Annotated in this window: 5 protein-coding genes; all 5 read right to left on the bottom strand. The window is 63.5% G+C overall.

Annotation, left to right across the window (positions count from 1 at the left end):
- Positions 1–91: 91 nt before the first annotated feature.
- Positions 92–2,308, bottom strand: coding sequence for a dipeptide ABC transporter ATP-binding protein (locus NKL04_RS03535; protein WP_023668190.1), 2,217 nt, complete (start codon positions 2,306–2,308; stop codon positions 92–94).
- Between the two features lie 48 nt (positions 2,309–2,356).
- A complete protein-coding gene (locus tag NKL04_RS03530; protein ID WP_023690814.1) occupies positions 2,357–3,514 on the bottom strand; it encodes an ABC transporter permease in 1,158 nt (385 codons plus the stop codon).
- A gap of 13 nt (positions 3,515–3,527) precedes the next feature.
- On the bottom strand, positions 3,528–4,562 hold the full coding sequence (locus NKL04_RS03525) for an ABC transporter permease (RefSeq protein ID WP_023668188.1): 1,035 nt from the start codon (positions 4,560–4,562) through the stop codon (positions 3,528–3,530).
- A gap of 223 nt (positions 4,563–4,785) precedes the next feature.
- On the bottom strand, positions 4,786–6,438 hold the full coding sequence (locus NKL04_RS03520) for an ABC transporter substrate-binding protein (protein ID WP_023668187.1): 1,653 nt from the start codon (positions 6,436–6,438) through the stop codon (positions 4,786–4,788).
- A 251-nt stretch (positions 6,439–6,689) separates the two neighbouring features.
- A complete protein-coding gene (locus tag NKL04_RS03515) occupies positions 6,690–12,737 on the bottom strand; it encodes a translocation/assembly module TamB domain-containing protein (protein ID WP_023699650.1) in 6,048 nt (2,015 codons plus the stop codon).

The following is a 12,737-nucleotide window of genomic DNA, read 5'->3' as shown; positions in this document are numbered from 1 at the left end:
CAGCAATATTCAAGCGAACGTAGCTGTCGTTCCTTGAGCTATGGCGACGCTGCGGCAACGCGCCAACGAGCGGCATTGCCTCTATGGCTGGTCAGCTCGGCTTCTTGCCATGCGGGCGCTTCGGCGGTTCGCCGGCGAAACCGGGGCCGATCCCATCCGGTGCGTCTTCCGGCACGCCCTCATGCGCTGCGTGTTCCCTGTCGAACTTGATCACCGGCTCCATCGTCGCCAGCACATCGTCCGACAGCCAGCACAGGCTCATATGGCCATCGCCGAGATGCTTCACCGGCGGCACCTTGGTCTCGCACAGATTGTCCGGCACCAGCCTCTTGTAGCCGCAGCGCGTCTGGAACGGGCAGCCGCTCGGCGGGTTCATCGCCGACGGGATATCGCCTTCGAGCACGATGTGCCGTTTGACCACGCTGGTGTCGGCGATCGGGATCGCCGACAGAAGCGCCTCGGTGTAGGGGTGGTAGGGCGGCGCGAAGATCTGGTCGGTCGTACCCTGCTCGACGATGTAGCCGAGATACATGACGACGACCCGGTCGGCGATGTAGCGCACGACGGACAGATCGTGACTGATGAACAGCATCGTCGTCTTGTTCTTGCGCTGGATGTCCATCAGCAGCTCGGTCACCGCCGCCTGCACCGAGACGTCGAGTGCCGACACCGGCTCGTCGGCCACCACCACCTTGGCATCGCCGGCAAAGGCACGCGCCACGCCGATGCGCTGCTTCTGGCCGCCTGAGAGCTGACGCGGCTTGCGCGTCTCGAAGGCCCGCGGCAGCTTCACCAGGTCAAGCAGCTCCAGCATGCGCTTGCGCCGCTCGGCGACATTGTTGCCGACTTTGAATTTTTCCAGCGTGCGGATGATCTGCGAACCGACGGAGTGGCTGGGATTGAGCGTATCGAACGGGTTCTGGAACACCATCTGGATCGATGACACCGTTTCGACGCTGCGCTTCTCGATGCCGGTCGACTGGATCTCCTTGTTGCCCAGCGTCACTGTGCCGGCACTTGCCGTCTCCAGCCCGAGCAGGACCTTGGCCAGCGTCGACTTTCCGCAGCCGGACTCGCCGACGATGGCGACGGTCTCGGATTCGCGGGCCATAAACGAGATCGTCTCATTGGCCTTGACGACGCGGCCTTCGCTGGAGCCGAACACTTCGCTGCCGCCGACCTTGTAGTATTTTCTCAAATCCTCGATCTTGAGCACCGGCGCGCCGGGCACAACCTTCTCATTGACCTTCTTGGCGCCGGGAGGCAGCGCTTCCCAGTCGATCTCGTTGAAGCGCACGCAGCGCGAGAAATGCCCTTCGTGACCGGCGACCTCGATCATCGGGATTTCGGCGGCATTGCAGACGCCCTCAACGAAATGGTGGCAGCGCGGGCCGAAATTGCAGCCCTTGGGCCGCTCATGCGGCAGCGGCAACTGGCCGGGGATAGAGATCAGCGGCCGCGAATTCTTGTCGGCGCCCGGCAGCGGAATCGAACGGAACAGCCCTTGCGTATAAGGATGGCGCATCCGGTCGAAGACGTCCTTGATCTTGCCGGTCTCGACCGCTTCGCCCGAGTACATCACCGTGATGCGGTCGCAGGTCTCGAGGATGAGGCCCAGATTGTGCGACACGAAGATCATCGACGTGCCGAACTTCTCGCCGAGCCCCTTGACCAGTTCGACGATGCCGGCCTCCACCGTCACGTCGAGCGCGGTCGTCGGCTCGTCGAGCAGAAGCAGCGCGGGCTTCGACAGCAGCGCCATGGCAATGACGATGCGCTGCTGCTGGCCACCGGAGAGCTGGTGCGGATAGGAACGCATCATCCGTTCGGGATCGGGCAATCTCACCGAGCGCACCATTTCGAGCGCCCTTTTGTAAGCCTCTTCCTTCGACACCTTGTCGTGGATCAGCGGCACTTCCATCAATTGCTGGCCGACCTTCATCGCCGGATTGAGGCTCGCCATCGGCTCCTGGTAGATCATGGCGATCTTGTTGCCGCGGATGGAGCGCAACTCCTCGTCGGACAGCTCGCCCATGTCCTTGCCCTGGAACTTGATCTTGCCGCCAACGATCTTTCCGATGTTGGAGAGGTCGCGCATGATGCCGAGCGACACGGTCGACTTGCCGCAGCCGGACTCGCCGACGATGCCCATGGCTTCGCCCGGCATCACCGTGCAGGAAAAGTCCATGACGGCAGGGATCTCACCCTTGCGGGTGAAGAAGGAGATCGACAGGTTCTCGATCTCGATGATCGGCGCAGCGCTTGGCCCAAGGGTCGGGTTGCCGGGATTTCGAACTGCCTCATTCATGGGTCGCTCCAATCCTATTTTCATGCTCGCGGCGCCGAAACCCGCAGATCAGTCTTTCATCGATTGTTCGCGCAGCGAGTCGGCAAGCAGGTTCAAGCCCAGCACGAACGACATCAGCGCGATTGTCGGCGGCAGCGCCGGGTGGATGAAGGAGCGCAGCAGGCGGCTGGCGTCCTTGATCGCGGTGCCCCAATCCGGACTCTCCGGCGCCAGGCCCAGCCCGAAATAGCCGAGCGTGCCGAGCAGGATCGTGGTGTAGCCGATGCGCAGGCAGGCATCGACGATCAGCGGTCCGCGCGCATTGGGCAGGATCTCCCACAGCATGATGTACCAGGGCGATTCACCGCGCGTCTGCGCCGCCGCCACATAGTCGCGCGTCTTGATGTCCATCACCAGGCCGCGCACGATGCGGAATACGCCGGGGCTGGAGGCGAACACCACCGCCACGAAGATGTTGAGCTGGTTGGGATCGATGTGGATGATCTTGAACGGATCGGCGTCGAACACCAGGCCGGCATAGACCCAGCCGCCGATGATCAGCGTCAGCCCGAGCAATATATAGAGGCGGTCCGGCCGGTTCTTGTAGCGGGTCCAGAACAGCACCGAAAAGAAGATGATCGGGAACAGGAAGAACAGCCCGGCCATGGCGTAGGGGATCGGCGTATCCATGATGCCCGGCGTCACCAGCAGGTAAAACAGCAGGATCACCGGGAAGGCCAGCACCAGATTGGCTAGGAACGACAGCACGGTGTCGATCCGGCCGCCATAGTAACCGGCGGGCAGACCGAGCGTGATGCCGACCATCAGCGCGAAACCGGTCGCCGCCGGCGCGATGATCAGCACGATCTGGCTGCCATAGACCATGCGCGAAAAGACGTCGCGGGCGAGCTTGTCGCCGCCGAAATAGTAGATGAGTTTCGATACCGGCTCGAGCGCGCCCGGCAGCGCATCCTTCATGATCGGGACCTGGGCGAGCGGATCGAAGGGCGCGACGGTCGACGCGAAGATTGCCGTGAACAGCCAGAACAGGCAGATGCCGACACCGACTATGCCGACGCCGCTATCGAACAACTGGCCGTAGAGGCCGAGCCTTTTCTTGTAGGTGAAGCTCACCCCCATCACCAGGGCAAGCCCTAACCAGACCGGCCAGAAACGCCCAATCACGCCGAGCACGACATTGAAGGCACCGATATATTCGACCTGCATCTGCCCCAGCCCCCTATTGAACTCTGATACGCGGATTGAGGAACGCGTAGCCGACATCCGAGATGAGCTGCGTGATCAGCACGATGAACACCGAGACCAGTGAACAGCCAAGCAGCAGATCGATGTCGTTGTTGCCGGCGGCCTCGACCAGCGTGTAGCCAAAGCCCTGGTAGCGGAACATCACCTCGACGATGACGACGCCGGTAAGCAGCCAAGGAAATTGCAGCATGATGACGGTGAAGGGCGCGATCAGCGCATTGCGCAGCGCGTGCTTGACGACGACGCTGCCGAAGGAAAGCCCTTTCAGCCGGGCGGTGCGGATATATTGCTGCGTCATCACCTCGACCATCGAGGCGCGTGTCATGCGGGCGATGTAGCCGATGCCGTAGATCGCCAGCGTCATCACCGGCAGGGTGAAATTGTAGAAGGTGATGCCCTGGCTTGCCGAGGCGGCCGAACCGTTCAGCCAGCCGAGCCAGGAGGCGAAGATGACGGTGAAGATGACGCCGGACACATATTCGGGCGTCGCCGTCGACGCGATCGATGCGACGGACAGCGTTCGGTCCGTTCGCGAGCCCTCGCGCATGCCGGCCAGGATGCCGATCAGCAGCGAAATCGGCACCATCACCAACAGCACGCAGAGCATCAGGATACCGGTGGCGGCGAGTGCGGGGAAGAGCTTTGACGCAACGGAGGTTTTGAACTTGGTCGAGCAGCCGAAATCACCTTCCAGGATGCCGGAGAATTTCGGCTCCAGCGGATCGTTGCAGAAGGAGAAACGCTGCGTCGGCTTGCCGGTCGCCGGATCGGTCACCGGTTGCTTCGGGACGACGCCCAGCCATTGCCCGTAGCGCACGAAGAAGTTCTGCCGGTAGCCATGGTTGACCAGCCAGCTTTCGAGCTGTTCGGCCGATGTGTGCATTTCGGTCTGGCTGATCGCCAGCTTCTTCAAATTCGGCTCGAGGTTGATCAGGAAGAAGACGATCATCGTCAGGCACAGCATCGTCAATGCCATGGTGCCGAGACGCCGGATTACGAAAGAAAGCATGGCGGTCCCCTGCCGGTCTGGTTGGGGTTGGAGCCAGTTCGAAAAACCAGCTTTGCCGTTGCCGGCAGAGTTGGCCGTCAAATCGGCACTCGGATGCAATCAACCCAGTTTTATTGAACGGTCTTTCAGGAGAGTCCGCAACTTTTTGCTGCGGCGGCTTCCGGTTCTGGACGATGCAAGGCGTGACGGGAAGGAGCGAAGCGCCCCTTCCCTGACGTTCCGATCACGCCTGGTCGAGCCAGACCTTGCCGTAGTCGCGCTCGAAGGTCGGATGCATCTTGTAATTCTGCACCGCCTTGACCGAGTGGCTGTAGAGCTTGCGCCAGTATGGCTGGATCATGATGCCGGAATCCTGCAGGATCTGCTCGATGTCCTTCATCATCTCCTTGCGCTTGGCCGCATCGGCAACGGCCAATGCTGCATTGAGCTTGGCATCCCATTCGGGGTTGGAATAGGCCGACTCGTTCCAGGCCTCGCCGGTGCGATAGCCGATCGCCAGAACCTGAACGCCGAGCGGGCGCATGTTCCAGTTGGTCATCGACAGCGGGTACTTGGTCCAGTCGTTCCAGAACGTCGAGCCCGGCAGCACCGTGCGCTTTACCTTGAGGCCGGCGTCGCGCATCTGCGCGGCGATGGCGTCGCCGGTATTCTTGTGCCAGTCTTCGTCGACCGTGATCAGCTCATGCTCGAAGTCGGCCTGGCCGGCTTCCGCCATCAGCGCCTTGGCCTTGGCCGGATCGCGAGCGACTTTGGGCAGCTCGTAATATTCCGGGTGGATTTGGCAGACATGGTGGTTTTCAGCCACCGTGCCGGCATTTCCGTAGCCAAGCTGCAGAACGACATTGTTGTCGACCGCCAACTGCAGCGCGTTGCGCACTTTCTGATCGCCGTAAGGCTTGTTGTTGATGTTGGTGCGGCACACGATGGTCGACGCGGTGACGATTTCGGACTTGACCAGGTCCAGTCCGTCGAGGATCGACACATAGTCGGCCGAGGTCTCGAAATTGGTATGGACTTCGCCGGCCTCGAAGGCACTGACCATGGCTGCCGGATCGGTGCCGTAGTCGACGAATTCGATGCCGTCGAGGAACACCTCGCCGTCCCACCACTTGTTGTCCTCGCGGCGCTTGTAGACCACCTTCTGGCCGACATCGTAGGAGACGAGCTCGAACGGGCCGGTACCGATCGGGCAGGCTTTGAAGTCGCCGCCCTTCTCGTCGAAGCTCTTGTGCACGATGAGGCCGGGATAGTCGCACATGTTCGGAATGAGCGCGATGTCAGCCTTGCCGAGCTTCAGCTTGACGGTGTGGTCGTCAACCTTGGTCACGGCGCTTTCGTCGAGCTTGTCGTCCTTGACCAGCGTGCCGAGACGGCCAGGCATGGAATTGCCCTCGGCCTTCTTGTCGGCCCAGCGCTTGAGATTGAAGATGACGTCATCGGCGGTGAAGGCATCGCCATTCGACCAGGTCACACCCTTGCGCACATGCAACGTGTACTCGGTGGCGTCGTCGTTGACCTCCCAGCTCTCCAGAAGGTACGGGCGGAACGTGTATTCGCTGGTGTACTTGACCAGCGGCTCAAGCGCCTGACGCTCGGCATTGGCGATTTCCGACCAGTCGGCCTTGCGCGGATCCTTGGGATCCTTGACCCATTGCGCGACTTTAAGGATGCCGCCCTTCTTGCCCTGCACCTCTTCGGCCCTGGCTTGGGTCGGCACGGCTACGCCGAGCATGCCGTAGGCCATCGCAGTCGACGCGCCGAACACGCTCGCCATGGCGAGGAACTCGCGGCGATCGACTTTGCCTGCCTTGGCTTCTTCGGCCATGGCCAGGATGTGATCGGGAACGCGATCGCCATTACTCTTGTAATTTGTCATACCTTAACTCCCATTGTTGGCTTTCCGCCTTTTAACATTCCGCATCCCTGCCGTGATGTCAAAGACGGCATGGCTACGGAACCTGTTAGGGAATGTGCAACTTTGAAAAGGGAGCGGTTCGCGTGATAACGACAGACTTGGCGCAAAAGTGCTAGCGCGCCCAGATTCCGCCGGAATCTGCTTAGGCGAGTAATTGATACATTGGGCGGGTTGAGACAGCGCCAGTTCCGGTGGCGGTAAGGGCCAGGAACTCAATATTCCTTTTCGTAGAATATGCCGCCCTTGGCCTCACCGCCATCGTTGGCCTCGCCGCGCAGCTTGACGCCGCGTCCGACATTGAGGTCGATCGTCGCCTTGCCCGATCCTGGCCTGTCGCCTTTCTGGATCGTCACATAGGTGCGGTCATTGAGGTACTTGCCCGCCGACACGGCGGTGCCGCCCTGGTCATCGGTGGTCACATCCAGGTCATCGACGCCGATTGCACTGCGCAGGTTTTCGAGCAGCGAGGTCGAGCCGCCGACGCCGGCCAGTTGGCCGGCGGCCTCGGCCAGCTGCGCGATCTGAAGCGGCGACAGGTTCGACATAGAGCGGCCGAAAATCAGCTGCGCCAGCACCTCGTCCTCGGGCAGCGCCGGCACCGAGGAGAAGTCGAATTTCGGATTGGTCGCTTCGCCCGAGACGACGATGGTGACGGTGGCGCTGGTCGTGGTCGATGTCGCGGTCAAGTTGAGGTAGGGCACCAGCGAGCCCGAAAAGCCGACCGTGCCTTCGGTAAAGGTCAGCCGCTTGCCGAGAATCGACAGCCGCCCACGCTGCAAGGTGAAGGTGCCGACCGCCTGCGGCGAAGCCGCCGGGCCGGTCAGCCTTAGCGAACCGCCGAACTCGGCATCGACGCCCCTGCCCTGGATGAAGATCTGGTTCGGCGCATTGACCGTGACGTCGAGGACAAGCCCACTGCCGCCACCACCGCTGGCCGCCGCCGGTCGCAAGGCCTTGTCCTGCGCCCGCACGGAGGCGGGCGCGTTCTTGTGCTTGACACCGAGCGCTGCCAGCGAGCCCGGCAGCTTATCGGGAACGGTGATGACGGTCTTGGCCAGGTTGACGGTGCCCGAAATCACCGGCGCCGAGGTGAGCGGCCCCTTAATGGTCAGGTCGCCGCCGAGATTGGCTGTCACCACCCTGCCGTCGGTATAGCGGCCGTCGACCAGCTTGATCGACAAATCGGCTGGGAAACCTTGCGCCGGATTGATGCCGAGGGTGCCGGAGGCCGACAGGCTGCCGCGTGTCGACAGCGTGCCGGTCAGCCGGTTGATCCGGGCAACGCCGTTGCCGATCGAAATGTCGGCGGCAATGTCATTGACGGCAAGACCGGAACGCGCGTCGACCAGGCGGGCGCCCGACGTGCTGACCGTGCCGCCGATCACCGGCGACGCCGCCGGGCCGCGCATCTGGATATTGACGTTGGCGGTGCCGCTGAGCGACAGCCCTTGCGCCGCAAGCTTGGCGGCCAGGAAGGAAAATGGCACCTTGCCGTTGAAGTCGAGCACCAGCGCTGGTGTGCCGGCCGTCGTCACCGTACCGCCGCCCTTGAGGCCAAGCCCGGCGCCGTCGCTGATGTCGGCGTTGAAGGTGAGCTTCTTGCCGGCGAATGTTCCCGACGAAGAGATATTCATGCCGCCAAGACCGGCGCTGCGCGTCTGCGAGGTCTGCACCCCACCAGCATCGATATCGAAAGCGACAGTCGGATTGCCCGGCGCGCCGGTTACCTTGACTGTTCCCGAAATCGAACCGGCGGCCTGGAGGCCCGGCGAAAAACTGTTGGCCAGCGAAGCCGGCACCTTCGACAGCGCGGCACTGATGTCGAGTGCCTGCCCGACCTTGCCGGTCACCGTCGCCGTGCCGCCACCGAGATTGAGCACCAGCTTGTCCAGCGTCGTGGTGCCGTTGGCGATGCTGACGGTCGAGGCCTGGGCGATGGCCGCCTTGATGCCCTGCACCGTGGCCTGGCCGGAAGCGAGTTCGATGGTGGTGGTGCCGCCAGCCACCTTTACCCTGCCCGCAGCCCTCGCCGGAATGCCCTTGACGGTGGCGCCGCCGGAAAACCCGGTCCAGTCGCCGTCGCGCTTCAAATCGACATCGATGCCGCTGATGGCGGTGCCGCCGGAAATGACGCTGTCGGCGCGAATCTTGCCCGAGATGACCGGCGCGGCGAGATAGTTGGCGACCAGCGCATCGATCGACACCGTCTTCGCCTGCAGGTCGCCGCGCGTGATTGAAGCGGTCGCAGCCTTGACGGCGACGTTCGGGCCATCCGCGGTCTTGGAGAATGCAATAGTGCCGCGCACATCGCCTTCGGCCTTTTCCAGCGCCAGCGCCGCCAGCGGTCCGATATCGGGCAGGTCGAGCGCGATGGTGCCGACCGGCACGAAAGCCTCGTCGAGCGCAAGGTCGCCGGAAATCCTGTTCTTGCCGAGTGACAGCAGCAGGCCGTTGATGGCGCTCTTGCCGTCGGCAGTCGCCAGCACCGCGCTGCCTTGCAGTGCCTGCCCCGCGACATTGCCGGTCAGTTGCACATTGGCTGCCGGGTTCGCGGCATCGGCCTTGCCGGTCGCAATCAGCTTAAGTCCGGTGATTTCGCGTTCCGCCACCAGCAGGCGGTCGCTGTTGACCGTCAGCGACAGGTCCGGCGCCAGGCTGGGCCCCTGCGCGTTGAGTGCAAAGCTGATCGCGCCTTTGGCATCTTTCGACAACAGCGAGATGTCGGCCAGTGCACCCTTGATATGTGCGCTAAGCTTGTTGTCGGCGAGGCTGGCCTGACCGTCCGCGGTCAGTGCGCCCGACGCCAGCGTGACCGGATTGGCGCTGACATTGCCATTGGCATCCCGCTTCAGCGTGGCGCTGAGCTGCGTGCGCTCTGCCAGCACGCTGCGCGCCGCAGCCGGCAATGCCGCCGACAGCACGTCGGCGTTGAGGTTGAGGTCGATTGCTCCATCGGCAATGCCGACACGGCCATTGAAGGCACTGCCCAGCGCATCGCCCTGCACCGAGCCGCTGTCGATGGTAATCGCATCGGCCGCCAGGCTGCCCGCGACCTTGGCGGTGATTTTGCCGACGATCAGCGGCGCGATGGTCGGATTGTCTAGACCGATCTTGTCCGCCGTCACCGTGCCCGAGATCGGACCGGTTCGGCTTTTCATATCAAATGCATCGGAATGCAGCGCAAGCGCAATGCCCTCGACCTTGGCGTCATCCGTCGCCACCGAAGGCAGTACCGCCGAGATGTCGAGCTTGGCTTGCGCAGCCTGCCCGGCCGCCTTCACCAACAGCGCCTGCAATTCGAGCTTGATCGGGCTTTCCGCGCTGCCCAGCGTCAACGGCAGGCTCGGACCGGACGATGTCAGATCGAGCGCGAAATCGCTGGCGCCGTTCGGGTTGACGGTGCCGGCGGCCTTGCCGGAGATTTTTTGGCCCGACAGCGTCGCCTTATCCAGCACGACGCCGCCGGCCGTCGAATAGCTGCCGGCCGCATCGACATCGAGCGGTCCGAGCCCGGCCTGACGGGTCTGGCTGGTCTCGGCGCCGGCCAGTTTTGCATTAAAGCGAATGTCGGGATTTGCTGACGGCCCGGTGATTTGCGCCGTGCCGTCGAGCGTGCCCGCGGCATCGAGGCCGGGCGAAAAGCCATTGGCAAGCGCAGCCGGCAGCGCCGAGAAGGTCGCCGCCAGATCGAGCGTCTGGCCCGCCGTGCCCGACAGCGTCACCGAGCCGCCGCCGAGATCGACTACCAGCCTTTGAATGTTGGTTATGCCATCGGCAATGGTCAGGCTCGACGGCTCGGCGATCGCCACCTTGATGCCGCGCACCGTCGCCTCGCCGGACGCGACCTCGACGCTGGTCGCGCCCCCGGCAATCTTCGCCCGCCCGGCAGCTGTCGCCGGAATGCCTGATATGGTTGCGCCGCCGGTGAAATTCGTCCAGTCGCCGTCACGCTTGAGGTCGACGCCGATGCCACTGACGACGGTCGTTCCCGAGGTCACGCTCTCGGCCTTGATCGTGCCGGAGATCGCAGGGCTGTTGAGATAGTTGGCGATCAGTGCGCTGACGGTGACTGCCTTGGCTGCCACATCACCGCGCGCGATCGACACGCTGGCTGCATTGATGGTGACAGTGGGAGCCTCGCCGTCTTTGGCGAACACCACGGTGCCGCCGATATCGCCGGCCGCCGTCTGCCCGGCCAGCGACGCCAGCGGCGCGATATCGGGGGCGGAGATCGTCAGCGTCCCCAGCGGCAGGAATTTTTCATCGAGCGCGAGGTCGCCCGACACCTTGTTGTCGCCCAGCGCTACGCTGAGCCCCTTGATGGAGCGCTTGCCATCGCTCGTCACCAGCGCCGCCTTGATGGCGAGCGGCTGTTCGTCGACCGCGCCGGTCAGCGAGACATCTGCGGCCGGGCTCACAATGTCGGCCTTGCCCGATGCGGTCAGCTTGATGTCCTTGACGGTGCGGCCGGAGGCCGTCAGGCTGGCACTGTCGGCCGAAACCGAGAAATCCGGTGCGTTGCGCGCGCCGCTTGCCGTCAGCGCGAAATCGACCCCGCCGGCGATCGGCACGCCGACCAGCGAAGACAGCACCGAGACGTCGCCGAGCTTGCCCTTGATGTCGGCCTGGATATCGCTGCCTTGCGCGCTGGCGGTGCCGCTGGCGCTCAGCGAACCGGAAGTGAGTTCGATCGAGTTGGCGGCGAAAGAGCCCTGCGGATCGCGCGTCGCGGTCGCCGAGAATTTGACCCGTTCGCCAAGCAGCGAACTGATCTGCGGCGGCAGCGCCGTCGACACAGCATCCGCATTCATCTTCAGCGTCATGGCGAGATCGGCCAGCGTCACCTTAGCCGTCAGCCCGGCATTGAGAGCATCGCTGCGCAGCGTGCCTTCGTCGAGCGAAATCTCGTCCCTGCTGATCGAACCGGCAAGAGAGGCCGTCAGCTTGCCGGTGATCAGCGGCGCCAGCGTCGCCACGTCGGTCTTCAGCCCGGCGGCCGCCAGACTTACACTGACCGGGCCGCTGCGGCTCTCGATGTCGAAACCGTCGGAATGGATCTTCGCATCCAGATTGTTCACCTGAGAGCCGCCCGCCACCACCGAGACCAGTGAAGCGCTGGCGTCAATCATCGGCGCCTTGCCGTCACCGAAGGCGCGCGCGGTCACAATGTTGATGGCCACCATGATCGGCTGCGCCTGGGTACCGACATTGACCGTGACCGGCTTGGCTTTGGCCACGAGTTCGACCGAAAGGTCGCTGGCGCCGTTGGGGTCGACCATGCCGGCAGCGGTACCATGAACTGCGTCGCTCTCGATTGCAGCGCGCTCGATGTCGACGCCGCCGGCTGCGGTCGCGGTGCCGGCGAGGTCGAAACTGGTCTTGCCGGCAAACAGCGACTTGAACTGTTGCGGCAGGAACCCTTCGAACGAACCGTCGCCCTTGGCCTCGATCCGGTTGCCCTTGTCGGTCAGCTGGTGCCGGCCGGTGAGCTGGGTAACGATCTGCCCATCGACCATGAAGGTGCCGACGCCGCTCCAGTTGGCCAGCGGCCCGGTGCCCGAGACGACGATGGTGACCGGCGGCGCGCCGGGTAGCTTGAGCAGGTTGGCGATGATGCCGCCGGCCGGCTCGGAAGCCTTGAGATCGAGGTCAAGCTTGTTTTCATCCGGCGCGAAGTGGATGTTGGCGTCGACATTGCCTTGCTTGCCGTCATGGCGGGTAACGTTGAGCACCGTCTGGATCGCCAGCGGCGACGCATCGACCTTGGCCGATCCCTTGGCCGCAAGTTCGGCAATGCCGCTGCCGGCAAGTTGCTGGCCGAGCGCGATCTCCGGCAAATCGATCGCTCTGATATCAAGCGAAACCGGCAGGCCGGTCGACCCGCTCTTGCTCGGCTCGGTGCTCGCCACAGGCAGCCGTGCCAGTTCTATCCGTTCGGCCGCTATGCGGTCGGCGCTGAAAATCTTCGACAGCAGCGCCAGCGGCGACCAGTCGACGGCCACCTTGCGGGCCACCAGCCACGCGCCCTCGCGGTCTTCCAGCACGACATGGTCGACCGTCAGCGCTCCGGACCAGATACCGTTAATGCCGCTGACCGTGACTTTGCTGTCCCCTGACGAGGCCATGTCAGAGATGATGCCGGCGAGATTTTCGCGGCCGCGCTCGGTCTTGGTCAGCACGACCAGCGCGCCGATGCCCGCCGCCGCCACGATCAGCAGCGTGTAGAAAAACAGGCGAAGGATGCGTTTCAAAATCTTCAT

This window comes from Mesorhizobium sp. C264A, assembly GCF_040324515.1.
Classification (GTDB): Bacteria; Pseudomonadota; Alphaproteobacteria; order Rhizobiales; family Rhizobiaceae; genus Mesorhizobium.
This window is presented reverse-complemented; position numbering and strand designations above follow the sequence as displayed.

What these genes read in the sequence shown, in the direction of transcription:
- NKL04_RS03535 (WP_023668190.1), bottom strand. Translation starts at nt 2,308, where the DNA reads ATGAATGAGGCAGTTCGAAATCCCGGCAACCCGACCCTTGGGCCAAGC.
- NKL04_RS03530 (WP_023690814.1), bottom strand. Translation starts at nt 3,514, where the DNA reads ATGCAGGTCGAATATATCGGTGCCTTCAATGTCGTGCTCGGCGTGATT.
- NKL04_RS03525 (WP_023668188.1), bottom strand. Translation starts at nt 4,562, where the DNA reads ATGCTTTCTTTCGTAATCCGGCGTCTCGGCACCATGGCATTGACGATG.
- NKL04_RS03520 (WP_023668187.1), bottom strand. Translation starts at nt 6,438, where the DNA reads ATGACAAATTACAAGAGTAATGGCGATCGCGTTCCCGATCACATCCTG.
- NKL04_RS03515 (WP_023699650.1), bottom strand. Translation starts at nt 12,737, where the DNA reads ATGAAGATTTTGAAACGCATCCTTCGCCTGTTTTTCTACACGCTGCTG.